At 64.4% G+C, this 25,108-nt stretch carries 24 protein-coding genes and 1 pseudogene; 11 read left to right on the top strand and 14 right to left on the bottom strand.

What is annotated here, in order from left to right; all coding sequences use genetic code 11:
• Window positions 1-3 precede the first annotated feature (3 nt).
• Genes WDS16_RS13265 through WDS16_RS13250 form a run of 4 tightly spaced genes read right to left on the bottom strand, consistent with a single transcriptional unit; the run spans window position 4 to window position 2,070 of the window.
• Window positions 4-306: a YbaB/EbfC family nucleoid-associated protein gene (locus tag WDS16_RS13265; protein WP_338893093.1), complete on the bottom strand. Its 303-nt coding sequence runs from the start codon at window positions 304-306 to the stop codon at window positions 4-6.
• Window positions 303-626: a hypothetical protein gene (locus WDS16_RS13260; RefSeq protein WP_338893092.1), complete on the bottom strand. Its 324-nt coding sequence runs from the start codon at window positions 624-626 to the stop codon at window positions 303-305. The genes WDS16_RS13265 and WDS16_RS13260 overlap by 4 nt, the downstream gene beginning before the upstream one ends.
• Complete coding sequence (locus WDS16_RS13255) at window positions 623-1,774, bottom strand: C40 family peptidase (protein WP_338893091.1); 1,152 nt, start codon at window positions 1,772-1,774, stop codon at window positions 623-625. The genes WDS16_RS13260 and WDS16_RS13255 overlap by 4 nt, the downstream gene beginning before the upstream one ends.
• The gene (locus WDS16_RS13250; RefSeq protein WP_338893090.1) at window positions 1,771-2,070 is read right to left on the bottom strand and encodes a type VII secretion target; all 300 of its coding nucleotides are present in this window, start codon (window positions 2,068-2,070) and stop codon (window positions 1,771-1,773) included. The genes WDS16_RS13255 and WDS16_RS13250 overlap by 4 nt, the downstream gene beginning before the upstream one ends.
• Window positions 2,071-2,168: 98 nt before the next feature.
• On the opposite strand from WDS16_RS13250, the gene upp reads away from it, so the two are divergent.
• The gene (gene upp, locus WDS16_RS13245; protein ID WP_338893089.1) at window positions 2,169-2,792 is read left to right on the top strand and encodes a uracil phosphoribosyltransferase; all 624 of its coding nucleotides are present in this window, start codon (window positions 2,169-2,171) and stop codon (window positions 2,790-2,792) included.
• Between the two features lie 5 nt (window positions 2,793-2,797).
• Here upp and WDS16_RS13240 read toward each other — a convergent pair whose 3' ends face one another.
• Window positions 2,798-3,067: a hypothetical protein gene (locus WDS16_RS13240; protein WP_338893088.1), complete on the bottom strand. Its 270-nt coding sequence runs from the start codon at window positions 3,065-3,067 to the stop codon at window positions 2,798-2,800.
• On the opposite strand from WDS16_RS13240, the gene WDS16_RS13235 reads away from it, so the two are divergent.
• Window positions 3,062-3,724, top strand: coding sequence for a DUF2797 domain-containing protein (locus WDS16_RS13235; RefSeq protein WP_338893087.1), 663 nt, complete (start codon window positions 3,062-3,064; stop codon window positions 3,722-3,724). The genes WDS16_RS13240 and WDS16_RS13235 overlap by 6 nt on opposite strands.
• On the opposite strand, the gene WDS16_RS13230 is transcribed toward WDS16_RS13235, so the two are convergent.
• The 3 genes from WDS16_RS13230 to WDS16_RS13220 form a co-directional block, all read right to left on the bottom strand.
• Window positions 3,721-5,148, bottom strand: coding sequence for a phospho-sugar mutase (locus WDS16_RS13230; protein ID WP_422395830.1), 1,428 nt, complete (start codon window positions 5,146-5,148; stop codon window positions 3,721-3,723). The genes WDS16_RS13235 and WDS16_RS13230 overlap by 4 nt on opposite strands.
• 170 nt (window positions 5,149-5,318) lie before the next feature.
• Window positions 5,319-6,146: a purine-nucleoside phosphorylase gene (locus WDS16_RS13225; RefSeq protein ID WP_422395794.1), complete on the bottom strand. Its 828-nt coding sequence runs from the start codon at window positions 6,144-6,146 to the stop codon at window positions 5,319-5,321.
• Between the two features lie 51 nt (window positions 6,147-6,197).
• Window positions 6,198-6,797 carry a helix-turn-helix domain-containing protein gene (locus tag WDS16_RS13220; RefSeq protein ID WP_338893085.1) on the bottom strand — a complete coding sequence of 200 codons (600 nt, stop codon included), beginning with the start codon at window positions 6,795-6,797 and terminating at the stop codon, window positions 6,198-6,200.
• 58 nt (window positions 6,798-6,855) lie between these two features.
• Between WDS16_RS13220 and WDS16_RS13215 the strand changes: the two genes are divergently transcribed.
• The 4 genes from WDS16_RS13215 to WDS16_RS13200 all read left to right on the top strand — a co-directional run bounded on the left by WDS16_RS13215 (window position 6,856) and on the right by WDS16_RS13200 (window position 10,944).
• Window positions 6,856-7,806, top strand: a complete 951-nt coding sequence (locus WDS16_RS13215; RefSeq protein WP_338893084.1) for a hypothetical protein — start codon at window positions 6,856-6,858, stop codon at window positions 7,804-7,806.
• Window positions 7,807-7,891: 85 nt separating this feature from the next.
• Entirely contained in the window at window positions 7,892-8,599 is a 708-nt protein-coding gene (locus WDS16_RS13210) for an enoyl-CoA hydratase/isomerase family protein (protein ID WP_338893083.1), read from the top strand.
• Between the two features lie 15 nt (window positions 8,600-8,614).
• Window positions 8,615-9,784 carry a M20 family metallopeptidase gene (locus WDS16_RS13205; protein ID WP_338893082.1) on the top strand — a complete coding sequence of 390 codons (1,170 nt, stop codon included), beginning with the start codon at window positions 8,615-8,617 and terminating at the stop codon, window positions 9,782-9,784.
• A complete protein-coding gene (locus tag WDS16_RS13200; RefSeq protein WP_338893081.1) occupies window positions 9,781-10,944 on the top strand; it encodes a M20 family metallopeptidase in 1,164 nt (387 codons plus the stop codon). The genes WDS16_RS13205 and WDS16_RS13200 overlap by 4 nt, the downstream gene beginning before the upstream one ends.
• Here WDS16_RS13200 and WDS16_RS13195 read toward each other — a convergent pair.
• The gene (locus tag WDS16_RS13195) at window positions 10,941-11,402 is read right to left on the bottom strand and encodes a gamma-glutamylcyclotransferase (RefSeq protein WP_338893080.1); all 462 of its coding nucleotides are present in this window, start codon (window positions 11,400-11,402) and stop codon (window positions 10,941-10,943) included. The genes WDS16_RS13200 and WDS16_RS13195 overlap by 4 nt on opposite strands.
• 170 nt (window positions 11,403-11,572) lie before the next feature.
• Here WDS16_RS13195 and WDS16_RS13190 point away from each other — a divergent pair, with 170 nt between their 5' ends.
• From WDS16_RS13190 to WDS16_RS13175, 4 genes are all read left to right on the top strand, one after another.
• Window positions 11,573-12,976 carry an NAD(P)H-quinone dehydrogenase gene (locus tag WDS16_RS13190; protein WP_338893079.1) on the top strand — a complete coding sequence of 468 codons (1,404 nt, stop codon included), beginning with the start codon at window positions 11,573-11,575 and terminating at the stop codon, window positions 12,974-12,976.
• A 248-nt stretch (window positions 12,977-13,224) separates the two neighbouring features.
• Window positions 13,225-14,373, top strand: coding sequence for a PLP-dependent aminotransferase family protein (locus WDS16_RS13185; protein ID WP_422395793.1), 1,149 nt, complete (start codon window positions 13,225-13,227; stop codon window positions 14,371-14,373).
• Window positions 14,374-14,501: 128 nt separating this feature from the next.
• A complete protein-coding gene (glpD, locus tag WDS16_RS13180) occupies window positions 14,502-16,253 on the top strand; it encodes a glycerol-3-phosphate dehydrogenase (RefSeq protein WP_338893077.1) in 1,752 nt (583 codons plus the stop codon).
• Window positions 16,250-16,861 (top strand): class I SAM-dependent methyltransferase, encoded by a 612-nt coding sequence (locus WDS16_RS13175; RefSeq protein ID WP_338893076.1) that lies wholly within the window; start codon window positions 16,250-16,252, stop codon window positions 16,859-16,861. The genes glpD and WDS16_RS13175 overlap by 4 nt, the downstream gene beginning before the upstream one ends.
• Window positions 16,862-16,863: 2 nt before the next feature.
• Here WDS16_RS13175 and WDS16_RS13170 read toward each other — a convergent pair whose 3' ends face one another.
• The 3 genes from WDS16_RS13170 to WDS16_RS13160 all read right to left on the bottom strand — a co-directional run bounded on the left by WDS16_RS13170 (window position 16,864) and on the right by WDS16_RS13160 (window position 22,961).
• Complete coding sequence (locus tag WDS16_RS13170) at window positions 16,864-17,406, bottom strand: hypothetical protein (protein WP_338893075.1); 543 nt, start codon at window positions 17,404-17,406, stop codon at window positions 16,864-16,866.
• Between the two features lie 229 nt (window positions 17,407-17,635).
• A complete protein-coding gene (locus WDS16_RS13165) occupies window positions 17,636-18,418 on the bottom strand; it encodes a DNA-formamidopyrimidine glycosylase family protein (RefSeq protein ID WP_338893074.1) in 783 nt (260 codons plus the stop codon).
• A 1-nt stretch (window position 18,419) separates the two neighbouring features.
• Window positions 18,420-22,961: an ATP-dependent helicase gene (locus WDS16_RS13160; RefSeq protein ID WP_338893073.1), complete on the bottom strand. Its 4,542-nt coding sequence runs from the start codon at window positions 22,959-22,961 to the stop codon at window positions 18,420-18,422.
• Between the two features lie 85 nt (window positions 22,962-23,046).
• Between WDS16_RS13160 and WDS16_RS13155 the strand changes: the two genes are divergently transcribed.
• Window positions 23,047-23,304, top strand: a complete 258-nt coding sequence (locus tag WDS16_RS13155; RefSeq protein ID WP_338893072.1) for a modification methylase HgiDII — start codon at window positions 23,047-23,049, stop codon at window positions 23,302-23,304.
• Between the two features lie 70 nt (window positions 23,305-23,374).
• Here the strand turns inward: WDS16_RS13155 and WDS16_RS13150 are convergent.
• Together WDS16_RS13150 and WDS16_RS13145 are read right to left on the bottom strand one after the other, a co-directional pair.
• A pseudogene (locus WDS16_RS13150) lies at window positions 23,375-24,302 on the bottom strand (IS5 family transposase).
• Between the two features lie 173 nt (window positions 24,303-24,475).
• Window positions 24,476-25,075 (bottom strand): ribulose 1,5-bisphosphate carboxylase large subunit, encoded by a 600-nt coding sequence (locus tag WDS16_RS13145; protein WP_338893071.1) that lies wholly within the window; start codon window positions 25,073-25,075, stop codon window positions 24,476-24,478.
• Window positions 25,076-25,108 lie beyond the last annotated feature (33 nt).

Here is a 25,108-nt window from a genome sequence, read left to right as displayed (position 1 = left end):
ATCTCAGGTGTCTGAGAGCGAACTTTGCATCTGCTCCAAGACGGAAGCTCGACGCCGAAGTGCCTCGCCGGCGGCCTCGGCAGCGGTGGCGACGATGGAGTTTTCGAGTTGGGTCGCCGACTCGCGCGACAGGTCGGACTGCAGGTACAGGTCGACCATTGCCCCCGAACCGTCGACTGTGACGGTGGCCAGACCATCGGGAGATCGGCGAACTATCCGCAGGGTAGACAGCATCTCCGTTGCGTCGTGCATGACGGACAACGCGCGGTCGGCGCGATCGATCAGGTCATCGAGTGGATCGTTCACAGAGATTTCATCCAGCTGACAGGTGCGGGTTCGGTACCCAACAGTTCGTTCTCGGCATCGGCGACGGTCGACTCACGAGGTAGGCCGAGTCGGTCGAGAACGTCGGCTGGCATTCCGTCGCGTTCGAGCCTGGTGCGGTGCCGAGCCATGGCGGACTGGGTTGCCCGGGCATGCACTTCCAGGATCGTTTTCGCCAATTCGGTTCCACCGAAGCGAAGTTCACGCGAGTCGATGTGCACGGACGTCGGAACTCCGCCCGAGGTTGCCTGGACTCGGACGGAATCGGTGCGCGTGGCGGCCCACGCTGTCGACTCGATCATGCGGTCGGCCTGTAGAAGCCCTTGAAGGCCATACCCGAGTTGGTGGTTCGGACGTCACCGACTTGCACGGGATCGCCTGCCTCCACGATCTGACCGTTTCCTATGACCATGGCGACGTGACCGTCCCACACTGCAAGGTCGCCCGGCATGAGCTCGTCCTGGCCGATCTGGGTGCCGACGTTCTGCTCCTGCGCCAGCCTCGGCAACTCCACGCCCTGCTCGCCGTACGCCCACTGGGTCAGGCCGCTGCAGTCGAGGCCGCGTCCCGGCTCGGTTCCACCCCAGACATACGGCGTGCCCTGCTGTGTCAGCGCACTGCGCACCGCGCCTGCTGCTTCCTCGTTGGGCGCCACTGCGACGCTGCCGTCGGGAAGCGCGACCTGGACGCCACCTCCGACGCCGCCCATGTCCGCCGACGTCCGCTGGGGGTTGCCGGTGAACATGGACGCATCGGATGTCTGGGCTGCGGGGACCGTAGCGGTAGCCGGTGAGGTCATCAGGTTCGACGGTGTGTCGGGAAGAATCGAGGACGCGGACGACGACAGCGTCCTGGCGAAGTTCTGCCCGAATTGGCTGCCCGGGTCCGATCCGACTGGTATAGGAGCGGATGCCGGTGCAGTCGTGGGCGCTGCGCCTGCGGGCTGGGGGACCGGCGGAGGCGCTGTGTAGGCGCTGATCTCGGCGGTGTGGACGGCGAGCTCGCCGCGCACGCGGGACACGACCGCCAGGGCGCGCTGCAAGTGTTCGATGGCCGTCGTGATCAGCATCGACTGGCCTGCCGGGGTGAACAGCATCGGCGCGGCGGCGCCCGCGACCGAGATGAAGGACTGCGCAATGCCCTGCAGTTCGACGAGTCCGGCCTGGACCTTCTCGCAGGCGCGGTCGACTACTGCCGCGATCTCGACGCCATGATCGGACAGCCCGAGAGCGCTCGTATGGGCTTGGCCGGCGAGTTCGATAGCGGCGGTGGCAGCAGGCCCACTCCATGCGGTCGCAAGTTCACCGACGGCCGATTGTCCGATGCTCTGTACCGACTCGAGCGCCCGAGACGAGGACCGCAGTACGTCTGTCGGTCCACCGCTGGGAACGATGCCGGACCCGAACGCGCCGAGGAGATCGGTGATGGGCTTGGCGAGCAGTTCGATCACATCAGGCTCGCAGCGGTCTGAGCGTCGGCTAGGTCATAGGCGCCGCTGGATGCCGACGCCGCGACACCGAGACTGGCCACAGTCTCGGCGAGTTTGCCGACTGCGGCCCCGTGCGCGCCGTGAACTCCGGTGAATGCAGCGAGAAACTCGGTGCCGATCAGCCCGAACACCGGCGCGAGAACGGCAGGCCCGCACGCAGTCGTCGCGGCAGCCGCCGTGGCGACCTGAGCGGCGGCTGCTCCCATCGTCGTCGCGTACGCGTGCACTCCCGCAGATACTGCCGATATCTCTGTCACCGATTCCCCCATGGATTCCTCGACGGCGCACGAAAAACTCCTACACATATCTTCGACGCACGTGACGGCCGATCGGTTCCCGCATTTATCCTGTCGGAATGGAAACTCACGTGGTCGACCATCCACTGGCCGCTGCACTGCTGACGACGATGCGCGACGAGCGCAGCGACAACGCAACATTTAGGTCCGCACTCCGCCAGCTCACCCACATGCTGGTGTACGAGGCCACCCGCGACGCCGACATCGACACGTTCGACGTGAAGACTCCGGTGGCTACCACGAAGGGCACGAGGCTGGCGCGTCCGCCGCTGCTCGTGCCGGTTCTCAGGGCGGGCTTGGGAATGGTGGAGAAGGCAAGTGGCCTGATCCCGCAGTCACGCGTCGGCTTCGTCGGGATGGCGCGCGACGAGGAGACACACCAGCCGGTTCCGTACATGGAGTCGCTGCCCGACGATCTGTCGCAGACTCCGGTCTATGTACTGGACCCGATGTTGGCGACGGGAGGTTCCATGGTTCACACCATCGAACTCCTCGTCGAGCGGGGAGCAGCGGACGTCACCGCTATCTGCGTCGTCGCCGCCCCTGAAGGCGTCGCGGCACTCGAGGCGTCGGGACTGCCGGTGCGACTCGTCGCCGCGAGTATCGACGACGGACTCAACGACGACGCCTTCATCGTGCCGGGTCTCGGCGACGCGGGCGATCGTCAGTTCGGTCCGCGCTGAGCATCTCACTCGTTCTCGGCGTCACCTGGCCGGCGCGCGAGGGCGACCCTCGTCTTCGAGTCGTCGACATCGAGACGAAGGAGGTCGGGTACGTAGATCTGCGCGGCGGACGGCTCGGCTTCGCTTCTCTGGGCGCGCAGCGCTGGTGCACCGGCCGAGTCGCGTTCCGCACGGGCGCAGGTTCGGAGTACGTTCCGTGCCCGCGACAGAACCCGGTGGACGTGGGCTCTCAGTGCTCGGCATGCGAATCCAAGGACGGATTTCGGTTCGTGCACACCATCCATCGAGGCGGGTTCGTCTCCCGAGAGCTCGAAGCGCATGTGATGCAACCGCATTGGCTCTACATTGCGACGTTCGCCAACGGAGTGCACAAGGTGGGGACAGCAGCCGACACCAGGAAATGGGGTCGCCTCGCCGAACAAGGTGCGATCTGCGCGCACTACGTGGCACGAGCCGAGGACGGCAAGGTGATCCGGGTACTGGAAGACAGCGTGACCGAGCAGCTCCAGGTTCGCCAAGCTGTTCGGTCCTCCGCCAAAGCCGCAGCGTTGGCCCTGCCGATCGACACCGTCCGGATCGACGCCGCGACGACGGCACTCGCCACCTGCGTCCGCACGATGATCGAACCTGCCGTCGACGAGGCGACCTACCGCGTCGTGGAGGAGCCGTGGCGCACAGCCGGATTTCGTGATCTGGCGTCGGGAAACAGGCTCGCGTATCCCCTCGACATCACCACCGGGACGCACGGTTTCACGGTCGACGCCTGCATCGGCCAGGCGGCGGTGGTGAGGCTGAACGATCGGGGCGCAATGCCGGACCGCACCCACGACGACGCGTCGTTCGTCGTCGACCTGCACGAACTGAAGGGGCGCCGGGTGACGTTCGGGGACTACACCTCCGAGTTGCCTGCCGTGCAATCGGCTCTGTTCTAGAGAGTCCGCGCGAACTTCCGGAGTTCGTCCAACGTAGCGCCGGCCGTGGCTCGTGCCCTCACCAAGTCCTCGCGCGAGCTGGCCGGCTCGACGACCTCCAGATATGCCTTCACCTTGGGCTCGGTTCCCGATGGCCGCACGATGACGCGGATTCCGTTCCCCGCGAGCTCGACGGCATCGGTTCTCAGTGGTCCACGTGCGGTGAGCATGTCGGTCATAGTGACTGCGCGAGAAGCCAATTCGGCTGGAGGGTCTGAGCGCAGCCGAGCCATCATCGAGTCGATGCGGCCGAGATCGTCGACCCGCTTGGACACCTGGGCGCCTGCATGGACTCCGAATTCCATCGCGAGGTCGTCGAGAACGTCGAGAAGTGTCCGGCTGTCGGACTTCAGTTGCGCAACCAGGTCGGCGAGCATCACTGCGGCCGAGATGCCGTCCTTGTCGTTCACCGACGTCGGATCCACGCAGTGACCGATCGCCTCCTCGTAGGCGTAGACGAGGCCGGCCCCTGCGCGTACCAGCCACTTGAATCCGGTCAGTGTCCGCGCGTACCTGGCACCGCGCGCGGGTGCCAACGCCGCGAGGAGTTGAGAGGACACGATGGTGTTGGCGACCAACGAGTTCGGTGGCGCCGATTTCAGGATGTGGTCGGCAAGTAGAGCCCCGGTTTCATCACCGCTGAGCATTCGCCAGCCTCCCGGGCCGGGCACGCCGATCGCGCACCGGTCGGCGTCGGGATCCAGCGCGATCGCGAGGTCGGCATCGACCTCCGCAGCGAGGGCGAGTAGAGCGTCTGCTGCTCCCGGCTCCTCCGGATTGGGAAATGTGACGGTGGGAAACTCGGGGTCCGGGTCGAACTGACTTGTCACGACGTGGACGTCGAGGAAGCCGAGTCCGCGCAGCGCGGTGAGTGCAACCTCGCCGCCGACGCCGTGCAGGGGTGTCAGCGCGATTCGGATGTTCCGACGAGACGCGTGAACGAGCGCGGGCAGAGTATCGAGGTAGCGAGCGGTCACGTCGCCGCCGCCTGGGGCGACGAGACTGCGGGGTACGTCGACGGCGCGGCCCACTGCAGCGATCTCGGCTTCGATCTCCTTGTCGGCAGGCGGAACCAACTGCGCACCGCCGCGGAGATAGACCTTGTAGCCGTTGTCTGCGGCGGGGTTGTGCGAGGCGGTGATCTGAACACCCAGATCGGCGTCCAGAGCGCGAACGGCGAAGGCCAGCACAGGCGTCGGGAGCGGGCGGGGGAGCAGTACGACCGAGAAGCCGGCAGCTGCAAGCGTTTCGGCAGCTGCAGTCGCGAACGCATCGGATCCGTGGCGCGCGTCCCTGCCGACGACTACCGTCGACCCGCCGAGGCATTTCTTCTGCAACCACGCGCAGATTCCGGCCGTGGTCCGAACAACGACGGCGACGTTCATGCCGTTCGGTCCTGCCCGTACCACGCCGCGCAGGCCAGCGGTGCCGAAACTCAGTGGCGCCCGAAAGCGCTCGGCCAGTTCGGATTCGGAGAGCTCTGCCAGTTCGTCGCGGGTGGTCGGATCTGGATCTCCGGCAATCCACTCGGAAAGCTGTTCGGAGAGATGGGATGTCACAGCGTCGAGACCAGTCGATGCAGTAATTCGCCCATGCGCGATGCCGACGCCTTGCCTGCTTGGAGAACTTCCTTGTGGTTGAGGTGTTCGCCCGTCATGCCGGCAGCGAGGTTGGTCACGAGGGAGACTCCGAGAACTCGGGCACCGAGTGCGCGCGCGGCGATGGTCTCGTGCACCGTCGACATGCCGACGAGGTCGGCCCCGATGGTTCGGAGCATGCGGATCTCGGCGGGAGTCTCGTAGTGCGGACCCGGGAGGCCGGCGTAGACACCTTCCTCGAGAGTGGGATCGATGCTGCGCGCGAGGTCGCGAAGTTCGGGGGAGTAGGCGTCGACGAGATCGACGAACTCGGCGCCGATCAACGGTGACCGGGCAGTGAGATTGAGGTGGTCCGAGATCAAGACCGGTTGTCCGACGCTCATGCCCTCGCGAATTCCGCCCGCCGCATTGGTCAGCACGACGGTGCCGGAACCGGCAGCGATGGCGGTGCGCACCGGGTGCACGACGCGTCGAAGCTCGTGCCCTTCGTAGGCGTGGGTACGGCCTTGGAGCAGGAGGGTGTGCGTCCCGCCGACATTCACCGAAGTGATGGTTCCGGAGTGTCCCGACGCCGACGGCGGCGCGAACCCGGGGAGATCGGCCATGCGAAGGGTGGCAGTCGGTTCGCCGAACCTATCGGCGGCGGCTTGCCAGCCCGAACCGAGCACGATCGCTACCGAGTGCGCGGCCACACCGGTTGCTTCGGCGATGGCGGCGGCGGCGGTTGCGGCGGCACCTGCCGGGTCGATGGTCGGGTCGGCACTGTGTGCGTCAGAAGTTCCCACGAGGGACCACCCTAGGAGATAGGTGGGCGATGCGGCGACAGATAGTTGTTGTCATCGACATTCGGCGGCCGCCGCAAGACCCTCGACCACCCAGGATTCGTACTTCTCCGTCGTCCATCCGCGATCGTCGACGAGCACAGTGAAGTTCTCCGGACTCAACAGCGCCAGTCCGACATCTACGCAGGTCTCGACATCCATGCCGGCGACCTTCTGAGCCAGCGATGTCATGAGATGCCGAAGCACAGTGACGCGCTGCTCGACGTTGGTTCGCCACAGTGCTGCCACGTCCGGATCGGCGTGTGCACCCGCGCGGACCGCAAGCAGGATTCCTGCGACGCGTTCGGAGACGAGGCGGGCGGCGTGCACGTGAATCCGCAGATGTTCGATGGGGTCCGAGGCGGCAATGGCGTCGGCGACCCATTGCCTTTCGAGGGTGGCTATGGGGAGTTCGTCGCCCGCGATCGCGCGGTCGAGGAGCGCTTCGAGGATCGCGCGCTTGTTGCCGAACACGAAGTACACGGTCTGCACTGCGACCCCCGCGTCGGTTGCGATCTGCTTGACGGTCGTCGACGCGTACCCATTCCTGACGAACAGCGGGTGGGCCGCGGTGAGGATCTTCGAGCGGGCACTGGTGTCGGAGGAGTTGACCACGGAGGCGAGTTTAGATCTAGAGTAGTGCTCTAGTGCTTCACTCTAGAAAGGTTCCGTGATGACAGTTCTCGTTCTCGGCGGATACGGCGCCGTCGGCCGTCGCATCGTCGACATGCTCCGAGCGGATGGTGTCGCTGCTGTCTCGGTGGGACGTGATCCAGCACGAGCGGACCGCGCTGTGGATCTCCACGACCACAGCGCGTACGAGGAGGCGTTGAACGGCGTCGGCGTGGTAGTCAACGCATCGGGCAGCGAGGACGCCGAGCTCGCGCGGATTTCCGCAGGCCGCGACATCCCCTTCGTCGACATCTCGGCGACCAGTTCGTACACGCAGGCACTGAACGCCGTTCGAGGGCCTGTCCTCCTCGGGGTCGGAATCGCACCGGGGTTGTCGGGGATTCTCGTCCGTGAAGCCATTTCGGAAAATTCGACAGGGGTCGACGTTGCCATCGGGCTCGGTGCAGGGGAACAGCACGGAGCAGCGGCCACGGAGTGGACCTACGGATTGCTCGGTGCGAGATTCGACGACCCGGACGGATCGTCCGTCAAGAACTTCACCGCAGGCAAGAAGTTCGATTTCCCAGCTGAATCGGGATATCGGCGATTCGCCTCGTTGCGAGCGGATTTCGCAGACCAGCACCGATTGACCGAAGAGCTGGCGATACCGGTCAGAACGTATCTACGGCTCGATTCCCGGCTGATGACGGTGGGGCTCGCCGCCCTGACGCGCATGCCCTGGCTCTCCCGCTTCACGCCGTCGGTCATGCCGGGTGGCGATCGCTGGGCCATCCTCGCGCGCGACCACGCCGGAAGACAGGCGTGGGCGACGGGGCGCGAGCAGTCGGTGGCAACAGCTGTGATCGGCGCTTGGTCGGCCCGGGCATTGCTGGAAGGACGGATCGCAATCAGCGCCCCCACCTGGCTGCACAGCGCGGTGTCACTTCGTGACCTGAGCGAAGAACTGCAGGCTGCCGGTATCACGACGTCCCCGGGAGCGTCGGGCATCTGACAGCTGGAGATCGATATTCGTCGCGCCGGTACGCCGTAGAGTCGCTGCCTCGTTGCCGGAAGTTACCGCCGGGTAGTATCCGCCTATGCCTTATCTCGAACGCAGCGGTGACGTGCACATCCTCTTCCTCGGTGACGAGGCAGGCCCCGAGAACAACGAGAACCGATTCCATCCCGACTGGATCGATCGGGTCCACGTCCTCCTCGACGAAGTGGAGGCCACCGAGGGCCCTGCCGCGTTGGTCACCACGGCGACCGGGAAGTTCTTCACCAACGGGCTCGACACCGATTGGCTGTTCGCCAACCTGGACAAAGTCACCTGGTACCTCGACCGCGTCCACACTCTGTACTCGCGGCTCCTCACCTTCCCGATGACAACGGTGGCGGCAGTGCAAGGCCACGCGTTCGGCGCCGGTGCGATGCTTGCGACGGCACACGACTTCCGAACGGTCCGCGTCGATCGTGGCTTCTACTGCCTGCCCGAGGTCAACCTGAACATGCCGTTCACCGCGGGCATGTCCGCATTGGTCACATCCCGACTGCCGATGCAGACCGCGATCGAGGCCATGACGACCGGTCGTCGCTTCGGCGGTGCCGATGCCGTCACTGCAGGCATCGCCGATGTAGCCGTGACCGAGGACGAGGTCCTGTCATCGGCCGTCGAGCGGGCGTCCGCACTGACGAGTACGCGCGGAAAGAACCTCGCGGGTATCAAAGCGGGCATCCACGCCGACGCTCTCGCTGCTCTGAACATCCCGACAGGTGAGAGCAACTTCAGCTTCGGAAACCAGTAGTGACAGACTGGTGCGGTGATCGATGAGACCGATGCAGGTGTGCAGAGCGCCGCACCAGAGCTGATCGAACTGTCGCATTCGATACATTCCGAGCCCGAGTTGGCGTTCGAGGAATATCGCAGCGCCGCAAAAGTGCGCGAGTTGCTCGGTTCCCGTGGCTTCGAGGTGGAGTCCGGCGTCGCAGACATGCCGACTGCGTTCACCGCCACGTTCGGTTCCGGCGACCTGAACATCGGCATCTGCGCGGAATACGACGCCCTGCCGGAAATCGGTCACGCCTGCGGGCACAACATCATCGCCGCATCCGCAGCCGGGGCGGCGATTGCTCTTGCGCCATTCGCCGACGAACTCGGAATCACCGTGACCGTCCTCGGAACTCCAGCCGAGGAGAGCGGCGGCGGCAAAGTGCTGATGCTGGAGCGGGGCGCGTTCGACGGGGTCGCAGCGGCGCTGATGGTTCATCCGGGTCCGTTCGACATCGTGGGCGCCACTTCACTTGCCTTGTCCGACATCGGTATCAAGTTCACCGGGCGTGCAGCCCACGCATCGGCGGCACCCGAATGGGGCATCAATGCGGGCGATGCGGTCACCATCAGCCAGGTCGCGATCGGTCTGCTCCGTCAACACCTGGCCCCCGGCCAGCAACTGCACGGCATCGTCAGTGATGGTGGTCTCGCACCCAACATCGTTCCCGGGCACGCCGAATTGCTGTACTACCTCCGCGCACACACCTCGGAATCGTTGGCTGCCTTGACTGCCAAGACGTACCGCTGCTTCGAGGCCGGGGCGCTGGCGACCGGATGTACTCACGAAATTCGAACGATCTCACCGACATACACGGAACTGACTCCCGATCCCTGGCTCGTGACGCAGTTCCGCCGCGAGGCCGAGGCGATCGGGCGCAGGCCGCTTGCACCAGAACTGGAAGGATTCCGCCCTCTGGGCAGTACCGACATGGGAAATGTGACGAATGTTCTACCGGGAATCCATCCGGTCATCGGGCTGGATTCGGCGGGCGCGGTGACCCATCAACCGGAGTTCGCGGCGGCCTGCATCACAGCGTCCGCAGACACCGCAGTCCTCGATGGTGCTCGGTTGCTGGCCAGGACTGCAGTGCGTGCTGCACAGGACTCCGACGTTCGAGCCCGACTGCTCAGCGGCGTGGAAGCGCGGGCAGCACGATGATCGACAGACATGCACTCGTCGACACGTGGATCTTGAAGCACACGGACGACCTGTCGACGTGGCGTCGACATATTCATGCCAACCCGGAACTGGCGCGTCAGGAATTCGCGACCACGGCGTTCGTAGCCGAGGAGCTCGAGGCCGCAGGGTTGTCGCCGAAATTGTTGCCCGGTGGAACCGGCTTGATCTGCGACATCGGTCCTAGCGGCCCTCGTGTTGCCCTCCGCGCCGACATGGATGCGCTACCGCTGCAGGAGTTCACCGGCGCGACGTACAGCTCCACGGTCCCCGGTGTGTCGCATGCGTGTGGACACGACGCGCACACCACCGTTCTGCTCGGCACCGCGCTGGCGCTGGCATCGCTGCCGGACCTGCCTTTCGGGATTCGGCTCATCTTTCAGCCGGCCGAAGAGGTCATGCCCGGTGGCGCCCTCGACGTCGTCGCTGCGGGAGGGCTGGAGGGTGTGACGAAGATCTTCGCGCTTCACTGCGATCCACGACTCGAAGTCGGCAAGGTCGGCGTCCGCGTCGGCGCGATCACCTCGGCAGCGGACACCGTCGAACTGCGCCTGGACTCACCGGGCGGCCACACCTCGCGCCCCCATCTGACAACAGATCTCGTCTACGCGTTGGGCACCGTGATCACCGGCCTCCCCGGCATGCTCAGTCGACGAATCGATCCCAGGACCAGCACCGTCATGGTGTGGGGTGCAGTCGTTGCAGGCCAGGCGCCCAATGCCATTCCGCAGACCGGGATGCTGACGGGAACAGTCCGAACCGGCGACCACGAAACCTGGGCATTGCTCGAGCCGATGGTCTCCGAGATCGTGACAGGTCTGCTCGCGCCGACCGGGGTCCGCTTCGAACTGCATTACAAGCGAGGCGTCCCGCCGGTGGTCAACGACGCGGCGGTGACGAGAACCTTCGAGAATGCGATCCGGAGGGTGGGACCGGCTGCGCTGGCAGACACTGCGCAGTCAGGCGGCGGGGAAGACTTCTCCTGGTACCTCGAAGACATTCCTGGCGCGATGGCACGGCTCGGTGTCTGGTCCGGTACCGGACCTCAACTCGACATCCACCAGCCGACCTTCGACCTCGACGAACGGGCCCTCGCAGTGGGCGTCAAGGTCATGACGGGTATCGCGCTCGAACCGAACTAGCTGGTGCCGGGACCGACATTGCGGCTGTTACGGGTACGAAGGTCCCGAACGTAATCGGCCGGAGCGCCGGCGATCTCTGCGGCTTCGGCCATGACGCCCAGGTAGCGGGCAGACGGAAGGCCGCCCTCGTAGGCGTCGAGCACGTACAACCAGGCAAGGACCGGTCCGTCTGCGGTCTCGATTCGGAGCCTGACCTTGCGGTGAATGCCCAGTTCCGAGCCCTCCCACCGATCCAAGCTCTGTTCGTCCTCTTCGGATACGTCGTAGAGGACGACGAACACCTTCTCGTCCTGGTCGGGCACCACCGTTGCCAGCGCGCCCTCCCAGCCGATGTCGCCGCCGCCGAACGTCAGACGCCACCCGTGCAACCATCCGGTTCCGGACAGGGGAGAGTGCGGACAACGCTGCAACATCTGCTCCGGATGCATGTTCGATCCGTAGGCGGCATAAATTGGCACGTCGGCCAGCCTAATCCGTCGGCACGTCGGTGGTCGCGGGGCGACCCCCGATTACCGCATCAGCGCTGGTCGAGCCCGGTGTAGCGAACCCTACCGGTGCATGACGGTCGTCACTGCAATAGCCTCGACGGCGGATACGAAGGAATTTCCCCCAATTCGAAAGAGGATCAATGAGCCGGATCGTGATCATCGGTGGCGGCCCCGCTGGGTACGAGGCAGCGCTGGTGGCGGCACAGCACGGGGGAAAGGTGACTCTCGTCGACTCCGAGGGCATCGGTGGTGCGTGCGTCCTGTGGGACTGCGTCCCGTCGAAAACCTTCATCGCGTCGACAGGCATCAGGACCGAGATGCGTCGCGCCAGCGATCTCGGGATTGCCCTCGACCCGTCTCAGGCAGCGGTAGCGCTCCCGCAGATCCACGAGCGGGTCAAGTCGCTCGCCCAAGCACAGTCCGCCGATATCGCTGCGCGAGTACGTTCGGTGGGCGTCGAGCTGATCTCGGGTCGCGCGGAGATGATCGACACGCAAGTGGGTATGGCTGCGCATCAGATTCGCGCGACGCTTGTCGACGGATCCGAACGAATTCTCGACGCCGATGTCGTTCTTGTCGCTACCGGAGCGAGTCCGCGCGTGCTGAAGGGCGCCGAGCCCGACGGCGAACGCATCCTCAACTGGCGTCAGCTCTACGACCTCGATGCACTGCCCGAGCACCTCGTGGTGGTCGGTTCCGGTGTCACGGGTGCGGAGTTCGTCTCCGCGTACACCGAGATGGGCGTCAAGGTGACTGCAGTCTCGAGCCGTGACCGCGTGCTGCCGCACGAGGACGAGGATGCGGCGCTCGTGCTCGAGGATGCGTTCAACGAGCGCGGGGTCACGTTGGTCAAGCATGCGCGCGCCGATTCCGTCGAGCGCACCGAGACCGGGGTGATCGTCAGGCTCGCCGACGGCCGGACCGTCGAGGGAAGCCACGCTCTGATGACCGTCGGCTCGGTACCGAACACGTCGGGCCTCGGCCTGGAAAATGTAGGGATCGAACTCGATCGGGGCGGATACCTGCGGGTGGACCGTGTCTCACGCACCTCGGTCGCCGGCATCTACGCGGCCGGCGACTGCACCGGACTGCTGCCACTGGCTTCGGTCGCCGCGATGCAGGGACGTATCGCGATGTACCACGCACTCGGTGAAGGCGTCACGCCGATCAAGCTCAAGACGGTTGCGTCCGCGGTGTTCACGCGTCCGGAGATCGCGTCGGTAGGCGTCAGCCAGTCCTCCATCGACAACGGTGACGTCCCTGCGCGCACCGTGATGTTGCCGCTCTCCACCAATCCGCGAGCCAAGATGTCCGGGCTCAAGCGCGGTTTCGTCAAGATCTTCTGCCGACCGGCTACCGGTGTGGTCATCGGTGGCGTCGTCGTCGCACCGACTGCATCGGAGTTGATCCTGCCTATTGCGATGGCGGTGCAGAACAACCTGTCGGTGAACGACCTCGCGGCGACATTCTCGGTATACCCGTCGTTGACGGGTTCGATCACCGAGGCCGCGCGTCAGCTGATGCGTCACGACGACCTGGACTGATTCGTTCGGCCTGGAGCCTCCGGCTCCAGTGGCACGGTTGAGTGCATTGGGGTGCACTTATCCGTGCCACTGAGGCGGAGCCTCAAGATCTCATCATGTGAGATTTCGGTTTCATATCGTGATCTCCCGTGCCATAGTGAACGAAGCCGACCACCACCCGGCAAATTCACACCCCAGTCGATCCTCGGGTAGCCAGATCATCCGTGCTTCGACCTCGGGAGAATTCCATGTCCATAGCCTTGCCTCCGATGTCCAGCCGTCTCGGCTCGGTGCAGAGTTCAGCCATTCGCGACCTTCTCGCTCTGACAGCGCGTGAAGATGTCATCAGCCTCGCAGGCGGTTTACCTGCGCTGGAACTCATTCCGTCACACCGGATCAGGGATGCCGCACAGTCGGTTCTCGCCGAGTCGACCTCCGTTCAATACGGCGAAACCTCGGGCTGGCGCGGGCTGCGCGAGATCGTTGCGCATCGTGAATCGGTGATCACCGGACGGTCGGTGCAGTACGCGGAAGTGGTCATCACTCACGGATCTCAACAGGCATTGACGTTGATCGCGCAGGCCTTGCTCGATCCAGGCGCAGCCGTCGTGGTCGACGAACCTGCCTATACCGGTGCACTGCAAGTGTTTTCGATCGCCGGCGCGGACATTCATGCGATTCCGATCGGCGAGGACGGGCTGGATACCGACGAGCTCGAGCGTCGCCTCCGAGGCGGTCTTCGGCCCACGCTCGTTCATACGGTGAGCAATTTCCACAACCCGCGTGGGGTGACAATGTCCCAGTTTCGGCGACGCCACCTCGCGGAGCTGGCGGACCGATACGGCTTCTGGATTCTCGAGGACGACCCGTACGGCGAAATCTGGTTCGGCGCTCCGCCGCCCGCCCCGATCTTTTCCGATCGTGTCGTGCGCCTCTCCAGCGCGTCGAAGATCCTCGCCCCCGCTCTGCGAGTGGGCTGGATGGTCGCACCGAAGCAGGTGTGCGATGCCGTCGAATTGCTCAAGCAGGGCGCCGACCTGTGCGGTTCCTCGATGACCCAGCAGATGGCGGCGCACATGTTGGCGGATACGCCGTGGCTCGACCTCCACCTGGAAACTCTGCGTGGTGAGTACGGCCGACGAGCCGCCGCGCTGCACCGAGCTCTGGGTGCAGCGTTCGGCGACGCTGCATCGGTGAAACCGGCCGATGGCGGAATGTTCCTGTGGCTGACGTTCCACGACGGTACCGACACGACAGCTCTGCTGCCGACGGCTCTCGACCACGGTGTCGCTTTCGTTCCAGGAAAGGCGTTCGCGGACAATGCGACTTACTCGACCTCGGCTCGGTTATGCTTCGCGAGCTCACCTGCACCGGTACTGGACGAGGCGGTCCGACGACTGACACGGGCTCACGTGTAGTCGTAGGTGGTTCGCGCAGGTAGTGCGTCTGCAGAGCTACCGCGAGCGGCAGGTATTCGCCTCGAACGGTAGCCTTGTCCAGGCGCCGACAACTTTCTGTTCGAACCGTCCACGTGGGGAGCGAGCTCTTGAGCAACCGATCGAACACCACATTTCTTGGCCCCGAGGCGCGCGAGCAGGCGTGGGAGCGGCTCGGATCCGAGCAGTTCGACGTGATCGTGGTCGGCGGAGGTGTCGTTGGGGCAGGAGCAGCACTCGACGCGGCGACCCGCGGGCTCAAGGTGGCACTCGTCGAAGCCCGTGACTTCGCCTCGGGCACATCGAGCCGTTCGTCGAAGATGTTTCACGGGGGTCTTCGGTACCTGGAGCAGCTCGAATTCGGCCTGGTTCGGGAGGCGCTGCACGAGCGTGAACTGTCCCTGTCGACGCTGGCCCCGCACCTGGTGAAGCCGCTGAAATTCCTCTTTCCGCTGACCCATCGCGTGTGGGAGCGGCCGTACATCGCTGCGGGGATCTTTCTGTACGACACGATGGGCGGGGCCAAGTCCGTTCCCGCGCAGAAGCACTTGACCCGCTCGGGTGCTCTTCGAATGTCGCCCGGGATCAAACGAAAGTCACTGATCGGCGGGATCCGCTACTACGACACCGTCGTCGACGACGCCCGGCACACGATGAGCGTTGCTCGGACAGCTGCGCATTACGGCGCTGTCGTGCGGACGTCGTCTCAGGTGGTCGGCTTCCTGCGGGAAGCGGATCGGGTGTCCGGTGTGCGCGTGCGTGATTCGGAGAACGGCGCGACGACGGAGGTGCGCGGCCACGTCGTCATCAATGCAACCGGCGTGTGGACCGACGAGATTCAAGCGCTGTCCAGCCAGCGTGGTCGCTTCCGGGTTCGCGCGTCGAAAGGCGTGCACATCGTCGTGCCGCGTGACCGCATCGTGAGCGAGGCAGCGATCATCCTGCGCACTGAGAAGTCGGTGTTGTTCATAATTCCGTGGGGAGCGCACTGGATCATCGGCACCACCGACACCGACTGGAAGCTCGATCTCGCACATCCGGCCGCGACCAAAGCCGACATCGACTACATCCTGGGCGAGGTAAACACTGTCCTCGTGACACCGCTCACTCATCAGGACATCGACGGTGTATACGCGGGATTGCGACCGCTGCTGGCGGGGGAGAGCGACGAGACTTCGAAGCTCTCTCGCGAGCATGCCGTTGCACGCGTCGCGCCCGGGTTGGTGGCGATCGCAGGCGGCAAGTACACCACCTACCGCGTCATGGCCGAGGATGCGGTCGATCTGGCGGCGGAGGACATCCCGGCCAGGGTCGCGTCTTCGATCACCGAGAAAGTGCCACTGGTCGGTGCCGACGGCTACTTCGCCCTCGTCAACCAGACGCACCACCTCGCTGAGATGTACGGGCTGCACCCGTACCGGGTGACACACCTGCTCGACCGGTACGGTTCGCTCATCGACGAGGTCCTCGCGATGGCGAAGGACAAGCCGGAGTTGCTGCAGCCTCTCACCGACGCACCCAGCTACCTGCAGGTCGAGGTCGTGTACGCGGCTGCGGCCGAGGGTGCGTTGCACCTCGAGGACATCCTGTCGCGTCGAACTCGTATCTCCATCGAGTACTCCCATCGCGGCGTGAACTGTGCAGGTCAGGTCGCGGCGCTCGTCGCGCCTGTCCTCGGGTGGGATCCGGAAATGGTCGACCGCGAGGTCGACACCTACAACGCCCGCGTCGAGGCGGAGATCAAATCGCAGATGCAGCCCGACGATGAATCGGCGGATGCTCTACGGGTGGTCGCGCCGGAGGCCCGTCAGGAAATCCTCGAGCCGGTGAGTGTGTCGACGCCGCCCATGCGCGAGCAGTGATCGAGGGGGTCGACAGCGCGCTCACCGGACCGCACGGCGATCGGACCCTGGCTGCCTATCAAGCCGCGGCTCACCTGTATGTCGCGCGGACGGAACGATCCCGCGCAGAGCTACAGGTGTTCATGGAGAAGTTCGCTGCTCATGTAAGAGGTGGCCGTGTCCTGGAACTTGGTAGTGGGCCAGGTTGGGATGCCCAGCATCTGGATGGAATGGGAGTTCACGTCGAACGCACCGACGGGACACCCGGTTTGGTAGACCTCATGCGTGCCGACGGGTTCGATGCACGGTTGTTGAATATCGTGACCGACGACCTCGGGGGTCCGTATGACGGGATCTTCGCCAACGCTGTCCTGCTGCATCTGACGAGGGAAGAGTTCCTTTCCGTGCTCCGTCGAGCAAGGCGGTCATCACGCGTGTTCGCCTTCACTCTCAAGGAAGGCGACGGATCGGGCTGGAGCACAGCGAAGCTCGAACTGCCGCGCTACTTCACCTACTGGCGCGAACCGGCTATTCGCGCAGCATTGAATAGTGCAGGTTGGTCGGTGTCTTCTATCGAGCAGGTCGGCGACTCGAAGACGCAATCTTGGCTCTTCGTGCTGGCGACATGAACTCAGTGCGTCAGAACGATCTTGACAGCAACGATGACCGTGGCCGCGGCAGCGAGCGCTAGGGATCCGAAAAATGTTCCGCGGGTGGGTTTCTCTCCGCGAAGACGACCGATCACATAGTTCGTCGACGCGATTCTGGCGATCACGGTGATCTCGGCGAGGATCTGACCGAGCTCCGGCTCGAAGAGCCCCCACCAGCCGATCCCCAACAAAGCAGCGGGCAGCACTGCCGCGCTGAGGACCGGAACCGAATTGCGTAGCTCGCTCAACCGTTCGGAACGCGAGAGATTTACGCCCGTCCGCACCGTCTGTCCGACTCCTTCTGCGAAGGCGTGCGCGATGAAAGTCGAGATCGCGGTCCCGAGCACGATTGCAACGCCCTGGAACGTGTGCTCCTCGTGGAACGTCAACGGGATCAACGCGGCCAGGACCAGGATGTTTCCGTAGACATATGCGCTGATGCGGCTCGCGGCGTTGTCTGGTTCGAGTGGATGGCTACGCGACAGCAGAGGACGATGCAGTAACTGCCGAATATTCGGTGCCATGCGAAGAAAGCATAGATTGCCCGGCCTCCAGTTTTACCGAACATCTCGACAGAGATCCCGCCTCGCGTCGGGCTGGTGTAGTTCTTCGATGCAGCGCGTCCTGTTGTTCTCGGGTTCGCACCAGAGTCCGAGGCGCTGTGGCGGCCACCGACCCCGACACTGCCATCACTGCCAGAGTGAGTATTGCCAAGAAGATCATGCACTCGATAATCGGCGCCGACCCTGTGAATCAGCTGGGTCGCGGCTGGCAAAACGGGCAGTAATAGATCTGCCGTTCCTCGAGGGGATTGTCGCCCAGCATCCCGAATTCGATTCTTGTCCCGCAGCGCCTGCATGGCTTGTTCTCGCGCCCGTACACCCAGAAGTGTCGGCCCGCTCGTCTGTCGCCAGTGGTGACCCGTTGATTTCGGTCCTTGTTGGCGACGATCGTCCGCGACGACAGGTCGACGATCTTGTCGATGTTGCCGGCGTCTTTCACTGGCGTCCTGGGATCGATGCCGCGAAGGAAGCAGATCTCGTTGCGGTAGACGTTGCCGAGCCCTGCGAGGTTGCGTTGATCGAGCAAGGCAAGGCCGATCGACCGGTCGGGATCGGAGCGAAGATTGGCCGCTGCGGCACTCGCATTCCAGTCCGGACCGAGCAGGTCGGGTCCGAGGTAGCCGACCACGTCCTCTTCGTTCTCGACGATGTCCAGTACGCCCAATTCGAATCCGACGGCGGTCGATCGATCGGTCGAGAGGATCGCCCGTGCCTGGAAGGCCGGCCTTCTCCATTTCCCGCCGCGCGGGTAGACCTGCCAGGTGCCTTCCATTTTCAGGTGGCTGTGGATCGAGTATCCGCCCACCCGAATCAGCAGGTGTTTGCCGCAGGAGCGCACCGCGTCGACTGTGTGCCCGGTGAAGTCGACGGTGGCATACCTCGGGACCCGGATGTCGCAGCCGGTCAGGACATGACCCCCGAGTGCTGCGCGCAGTGCGTTGGCAGCGCGGTACACAGTGTCGCCCTCGGGCATGTCAGCTCCTCAGCCTGAGTCCGCGCGGCGTCACGGAGAACCCGGCCTCGGTCAGCACCTTTGCGAACCGGGTGCCATGAATGTCATTGCCGTCCACCCGTTCCACCAGGAGCTTGTCGACGCCTCCCCGTTTGACTGTCGCAGCGAGCGCGCGTGCAGCCGTTGCCGTTACGGCGTCGTCATCGGAAAATGTGAGGACGGTTTTGCCTCCTCGTTCCACGTACATCGCGAGTTCGCCCTCGTGCAGTACGACCAGTGCGCCCGCCTTTCGGCCGGGCCTGTGTTTGATCTCTTCGTCCGACACTCGTTTGGGCCACGTCAACGCCGCGCCGTAGGGGTTCGCGGGGTCGCAGGCCGCGAGCACGACGGCACCCGTCTTCTCCCGTTCCTCGTAGGTTCGAAGGCGGTCGACCACCTCGGATGTCGAGAACTGTGCGCCGCCGAGCGAGTCGACGAAGTACCCGCGCCTGCTACGACCGGAATCCTCGAACGTGGTGAGCACCTTGTACATCGTTGCGAATCCACCTGGCACACCCTCGTTCATGACAGACCCACGAGTCACCACGCCGTAGCGTTCGAGAAGAACATCGGCGGTGGCGTGGGCACGAACGGTGGCGTCGGGTTCGAGCTCGGGCAAACGAGACCACCGTCCGCCTGCCGTCGGCGGCCCGGTGCGGGTGGGCAGAGTTGGACGCTCGAGCCTGCGGTACGACCTCAACCGAGGCGTTCTACGGGGTGCGCGATGGCTCGGCGCCGATCTCGTCGTCGCGTTGAGCAGAGCGCGCAACGGTGCGAATGTATCGTTGCTGAGTCGGCCTGCCCAGACGAGCTCCCACAGTGCGGCGTGCAAGCTTTCGTCGTCGGTGCTGCCGACGGTATCGGCCAGCTGGCGAAAGAAGTAGGCACCGCCTGTAGAGACAGCGTCGAGCACCCGCAGCTGCAGCTCCGACAGATCGGACTCGGCGGGGGGAGCAAGTGTCAGCGGGGCCGTGTCCGCCATGTGCAGGCACACCCACCCGTCCTTCGAGGTGATAGATCCGTGGCCGGACCACATCACCTCGCCGGTGGACGTGAGCTCGTCGAGCATTGCGGGGGAGTAGTCGCGAACCCTCGACGCGAGCACGAGCGGTTCCCACGCGGAGGCTGGAATCGGCACTCCGGACAGCTGTTCGACGATCGTCGCCACTCCGTCTATTCCGCTGAGCTGTCGACTGTCGACGTGCTGCCACGCGGGCAGAAAACGTCCGAGGGTGGAGGTGGCGACGGGTTCGATTTCCTGCCTGGCCGCAGCAAGTGACCTACGACGAATTCGACGCAAGACTTCCGCGTCGCACCACTCGCTTCCGGTCTTCTCCGGTCGGAACTCGCCCTCGACGACGCGTTTGTCGGCCCCGAGCGCGGCCAACGCACTCTTGGCTACCGCCGTCCCCAACCCGAATCGGGTGGCAAGATCGGTCACCGCGAACGGTCCGTGAGTGCGAGCGAAGCGACTGACCAGATCGGTCAGGGGATCGTCGACCGGTTCGATGAACGCCGCCGGGGTGCCGATCGGCAGCGGGACGCCGAGCGCATCCCGGAGTCGGCTGGCATCCTCGATTGCAGCCCACCAGGTGTGACCGGCGAAACTGACCTCCAAAGCTCTACGAGCAGAAGCCAATTCGGTCAACCACAGCTGAGACTCGTCACCGTTGGTGCGCGCTGCCACTTCGTCCACCGTCAACGGCCCGAGCATGCGGAGCAGATCGGCGACGCCTTCGATGTCTTTCGCGCGTCGGTCGGGCGCAAGCCGTTGTAGCTCCGACTCGGTGATCTCGATGACGGACTGGTCCAGGAGTTCGCGCAGCTCTACTCGTCCGAGCAGCTCGGCCAGCAATGTCGAATCGAGTGAGAGCGCTTGTACGCGGCGTTCGGCGAGAGGGCTGTCGCCCTCGTACATGAATGCTCCGACGTAGCTGAAAACCAACGAGTTGGCGAACGGTGACGGAGATGCGGTCTCGACCTCGACGATTCGAATCTGCCGTCGACCGATCTGCGCCAGGATTTCTTCCAGGGCGGGCAGGTCGTACACGTCCTGCAGGCACTCACGGACGGTCTCGAGGAGGATAGGGAAGGTGGGGTACTTGCGCGCCACGTCGAGCAGTTGGGCAGCCCGTTGCCGTTGCTGCCACAGCGGGGCTCGTTTTCCCGGATTGCGGCGGGGGAGAAGCAGTGCGCGGGCAGCGCACTCGCGGAAGCGCGATGCAAACAAGGCGGATCCGCCGACCTGCTCGGTGACGATGTCGGCTATCTCGTCTTTGTCGAAGACGAACAGATCGGCGCCGGGTGGGTGGTCCTCGGTGTCCGGAAGGCGCACGATGATTCCGTCGTCGGATGCGGTAGGAGCGGCATCGATGCCGTATCTCTCGATCAACCGCGCGCCGATGGCAAGCGCCCACGGAGCATGCACCTGTTGGCCGTAGGTCGAGTGGAGCACCAGACGCCAGTCACCGAGCTCGTCCCGAAACCGTTCGACGATCATGGTGCGATCGGTGGGAAGTTGTCCGGTGGCCGTGTTCTGTTCGTCGAGGAGCGCGATCAGGTTGGCGACGGCATTCGGGTCGAGTCCGTCGCCGGACAACCGCTGCGCCAGCGGTTCGCGCTCGCTTGTGCTGCGCAGAAACTCGCCGAGCGCGCGCCCTAGCTCAGCGGGTCTACCGAGTCCGTCACCGTGCCAGAACGGCAGCCGACCAGGTTGACCGTAGGCCGGGCTCACGAGAACCCGATCGTGGGTGATCTCCTCGATCCGCCAGCTGGTGGCGCCGAGCGCGAACACATCGCCAACTCGGGACTCGTAGACCATCTCCTCGTCCAGTTCGCCTACACGAGAAGCCTTTTCGCCGACCATGTACACGGTGAACAGGCCGCGGTCGGGGATGGAGCCACCGGACGTGACGGCGAGGCGCTGTGCTCCTGGGCGGCCGGTCAGGGTGTTGGCGTCGCGGTCCCAGACCAACCTCGGCCTCAGCTCGGCGAACTCGTCGGATGGATACCTGCCGGCCAAGAGGTCCAGGGTCGACTCGTAGGCCGACCGGGGCAGAGTGGCGAAGCTGCCGGTGCGGCGTACCGCATCGAACCAATCGTGCACATCGATCGGTTCGAGAGCACAGGCGGCGACGGTCTGTTGGGCCAAGATATCGAGCGGGTTCGCCGGCACGAACAGTGATTCGATCTTGCCCGCCGTCATGCGTTCGACGGTGACGGCGCAGTGGATCAGGTCGGTCCGGTGCTTCGGAAACAGCACGCCCTTGGAGATCTCACCGACCTGGTGTCCGGCGCGCCCGACGCGCTGCAATCCACTCGCGACCGAGGGCGGTGCTTCGACCTGGACCACGAGATCGACTGCTCCCATGTCGATTCCGAGTTCCAAGCTACTTGTCGCGACCACGCACCGAAGGCGACCGGTTTTGAGGTCGTCTTCGATGAGTGCGCGTTGGTCCTTGCTGACACTTCCGTGGTGGGCGCGGGCGAGCAACGGATCGGCACCGTGACCGACCTCACTCGAACCGCCGAGTTGGGACGGCGGGCCGTGGACAGTCTCGACTCCCTCGCCGAGTCGCTCGGAGTGCACCTCGTTGAGGCGTGCGGTCAGCCGCTCGGCGAGCCGCCTGGAATTGGCGAACACGATGCACGACTTGTGCTCGAGAATCAGGTCGACCATCTTCTCCTCGACGTGAGGCCAGATGGAACCCTGCTGCGGCGCGGCCGTGGCGTCACCGTCGGGCAATTCCTTGACGCCGAGTTCGGTCATGTCCTCGACCGGTACCTGTACGGACAGGTCGAAAGTCTTGGGCGCCGGGGGCGCCACGATCTCGATGGGAGCCACCCCCGTCAGGAAGCGCCCCACTTCTTCATGGGGGCGAACCGTCGCGGACAGCCCTATCCGTTGCGCGGGCTTCGGCAGCATCAGATCGAGACGTTCCAGCGACAATGCCAGGTGCGAGCCACGCTTGGTTCCGGCGACGGCGTGTACCTCGTCGACGATGACGGTGTCGACAAGGGTGAGTGACTCACGCGCCGCCGAAGTGAGCATCAAGAACAGAGACTCAGGCGTGGTGATCAGAATGTCCGGCGGCGTCTTGATCATCGAGCGGCGGTCGGCGGGACTCGTGTCTCCCGACCGGACGCCTACCGAGATGTCGGGTGGCGCGAGCCCAAGCCGTTTGGCGGTCTGCGTGATGCCGACCAACGGTGCGCGTAGATTTCGCTCGACGTCCACAGCAAGCGCCTTGAGTGGCGAGATGTACAGAACTTTCGTCTTGCGCTCGCGGTCCTCTTGGTCCCGGCTTGCCAACTGATCGATCGACCACAGAAAGGCGGACAGTGTCTTGCCTGAACCAGTCGGTGCGACGACCAGCGTGTGGCGGCCGCTGGAGATCGCATCCCATGCGCCTACCTGGGCGGACGTGGGGCTGTGGAACGCGCCGCCGAACCATTCCTGAGTAGCCGGAGAAAACTTGGACAGGCCAGTACCGTTCTGCTGCTCGGTCACGCGTTTCCTGGCCACCCGACCACTATGCCCCGAGCCACCGACAAAGAACCACGAGCATCTATCACGTGTGAAATCCGTGGCGATCGGGTAGGGGACAGAGATGACCGAAGACCAAGACATCATGCAGAAGATCTCCGCACAGCTCGATGCTCGGCTCGGCAGGGAGACCAACGGTCTCCAGAACGAGGTCCCACCTGGAGCCAGTATCCAAAACGACGATGGCGAACGCGGGCCGATAGGTCGGGACTACCACCTGGCGAGCAAGTACGCGCAGGCCCTGGCCATCGGTGAGCCTCAGCTTGTCGATCGCGCCGAGTTCGATCGTCTCGTTGCCGAGTACGGCGAGTCCGAAAGCTGATCCGAAACGAGGGCCAGTAAATAGTCTGCTGAGCTACCTAGCACCCTTTTTACCGACTAGAGCGTGTCTCTTAAATTGGGTCCGTTTTCGTTTTCATCGCCGGGCGGTGGTTGTGGTTGCGGGAGTGCAGAACTGCCGCGCACAGGACAACGCCCCCGAGGAATGTCATGGCGTACTTGTCATATCGAGTGGCCACACCACGCCACTGTTTGAGCCGCCCGAAGCCACGCTCGACGGTGTTGCGGTGCTTGTACATCGTCGGATCGAAACCCGGTGGACGACCACCGGCGGACCCCTTGTCGGCCCGTCGCTGCTTCTGGTCGCTGCGCTCGGGAATGGTGTGTTTGATCTTGCGGCGACGCAGTTCGGTGCGGGTACTGGGATGGGTGTACGCCTTGTCGGCGAGCAATCGGTAGTCCTGGTCCCCACCGGCAGCTCGGTGGGCATCGAGCAACGGCACCAACTGTGGATTGTCCCCGGCTTGCCCACCGGTCAGCAGCATCGTCACCGGCGAGCACGTCAGGTCGGTCAGTGCATGGATCTTCGTGGTGAATCCTCCGCGAGATCGACCCAGCGCGTGGTCAGCGGGTTCGTCGACGGATTTCTTGTAATTCGACAAGGCCCCCTGTGAGAGTGTCGGCTCGCGCACCGGCCGCATGCTGATGCGCCCGGACGCTGGTCGAGTCGATCGAGAGCACCGCCCCGATATCGCCGTCGAGTTCTTCCGGGTCGAGACCGAACACCTCGGCCACCGCGGCAAGCATCTCGTCGTAGGTGCCATCGAAGGACCATCGGTGGTGGCGTTTCCACACCGTCTGCCACGGACCGAAGTCCTCCGGCAGATCTCGCCACGGACACCCGGTACGGAATCGGTATGCGATGCCCTCCAGAATTCGCCGGTGCTCGGCGAACCGCCGCCCACGTTTTCCCACGTCGGTGGGTATCACTGGCTCGACGATCTCCCAGAACTCGTCACTGATCACTCCCACGCGCGTCATCGAAATATCATCGCTGACAGCACCTCTCAAATTTGGGAGACACGCTCTAGGCACATGCGTTCACGTGGTGATCAGGAGTGCTAGGTCGGCAAAAGTGGCACTAGCTCCCGAGCTTGGTTGCAGGCCTTGGTGTTTCACCCACTCAGGGGACGCGTTCGTAAAGTAGGCGAGCGTCAGTCCTGGATTTCTTCGTCGTCCAGTTTTTCCTGGCCCCGGTTGCGGAAGAATTTGAAGCCCGGGATCCCGATGACCGCTCGTCGGACATCTTTTGTGACGCCGAGCAATTCGTGGATCTCGGGGGCGACAGTATCCAAAGTGGCGAGGATGGGGATAACGGCTTCCAGGTGTGCGACCAGCCCAGGCAACTCATCGACCATCGCGATCGCCGCGTCGACTTCCTTCTCGTCCAGGCTTTCGACGAACTTCTTCGCCATCGGCGCGGATCGTTGCGCAATGGGATCGAACAGTTCGACCAGACCGAGCGCTGTGACCGAAGCTTTGGAGGCCGAATCCACGACGTCCTCCGCGGACCTCGTCGTCGCGGCGGCCTCCGCGACGACCATGTCGGCGGCGTCGACGACAGCGTTGACGCGCGCCAGCAGCGCGGACACATCGTCGAGCAGCGCTTCGAGTCGACCGGGAAGTTCGAGCGCGAAAACAGCAGTGTCGATGGACCAGCGGGCACTCGATCGGACCACGTCCAGTCCCATCCTCGCCACGGTGAAACCGCTGTGAAGATCGGGAAGTCGCACGCCCGCACGCTCGAGAGCCATGACACGAACAATGCCACAGGGACCCCTCGTCGT

The sequence above is a fragment of the Rhodococcus sovatensis genome, assembly GCF_037327425.1.
GTDB classification, from domain to species: Bacteria; Actinomycetota; Actinomycetes; order Mycobacteriales; family Mycobacteriaceae; genus Rhodococcoides; species Rhodococcoides sovatense.
This window is presented reverse-complemented; position numbering and strand designations above follow the sequence as displayed.

What these genes read in the sequence shown, in the direction of transcription:
- WDS16_RS13190 (WP_338893079.1), top strand. Translation starts at nt 11,573, where the DNA reads ATGAGCCGGATCGTGATCATCGGTGGCGGCCCCGCTGGGTACGAGGCA.
- upp (WP_338893089.1), top strand. Translation starts at nt 2,169, where the DNA reads ATGGAAACTCACGTGGTCGACCATCCACTGGCCGCTGCACTGCTGACG.
- WDS16_RS13165 (WP_338893074.1), bottom strand. Translation starts at nt 18,418, where the DNA reads ATGCCCGAGGGCGACACTGTGTACCGCGCTGCCAACGCACTGCGCGCA.
- WDS16_RS13210 (WP_338893083.1), top strand. Translation starts at nt 7,892, where the DNA reads ATGCCTTATCTCGAACGCAGCGGTGACGTGCACATCCTCTTCCTCGGT.
- WDS16_RS13200 (WP_338893081.1), top strand. Translation starts at nt 9,781, where the DNA reads ATGATCGACAGACATGCACTCGTCGACACGTGGATCTTGAAGCACACG.
- WDS16_RS13215 (WP_338893084.1), top strand. Translation starts at nt 6,856, where the DNA reads ATGACAGTTCTCGTTCTCGGCGGATACGGCGCCGTCGGCCGTCGCATC.
- WDS16_RS13230 (WP_422395830.1), bottom strand. Translation starts at nt 5,148, where the DNA reads ATGAACGTCGCCGTCGTTGTTCGGACCACGGCCGGAATCTGCGCGTGG.
- WDS16_RS13155 (WP_338893072.1), top strand. Translation starts at nt 23,047, where the DNA reads ATGACCGAAGACCAAGACATCATGCAGAAGATCTCCGCACAGCTCGAT.
- WDS16_RS13260 (WP_338893092.1), bottom strand. Translation starts at nt 626, where the DNA reads ATGATCGAGTCGACAGCGTGGGCCGCCACGCGCACCGATTCCGTCCGA.
- WDS16_RS13145 (WP_338893071.1), bottom strand. Translation starts at nt 25,075, where the DNA reads ATGGCTCTCGAGCGTGCGGGCGTGCGACTTCCCGATCTTCACAGCGGT.
- WDS16_RS13185 (WP_422395793.1), top strand. Translation starts at nt 13,225, where the DNA reads ATGTCCAGCCGTCTCGGCTCGGTGCAGAGTTCAGCCATTCGCGACCTT.
- WDS16_RS13170 (WP_338893075.1), bottom strand. Translation starts at nt 17,406, where the DNA reads ATGGCACCGAATATTCGGCAGTTACTGCATCGTCCTCTGCTGTCGCGT.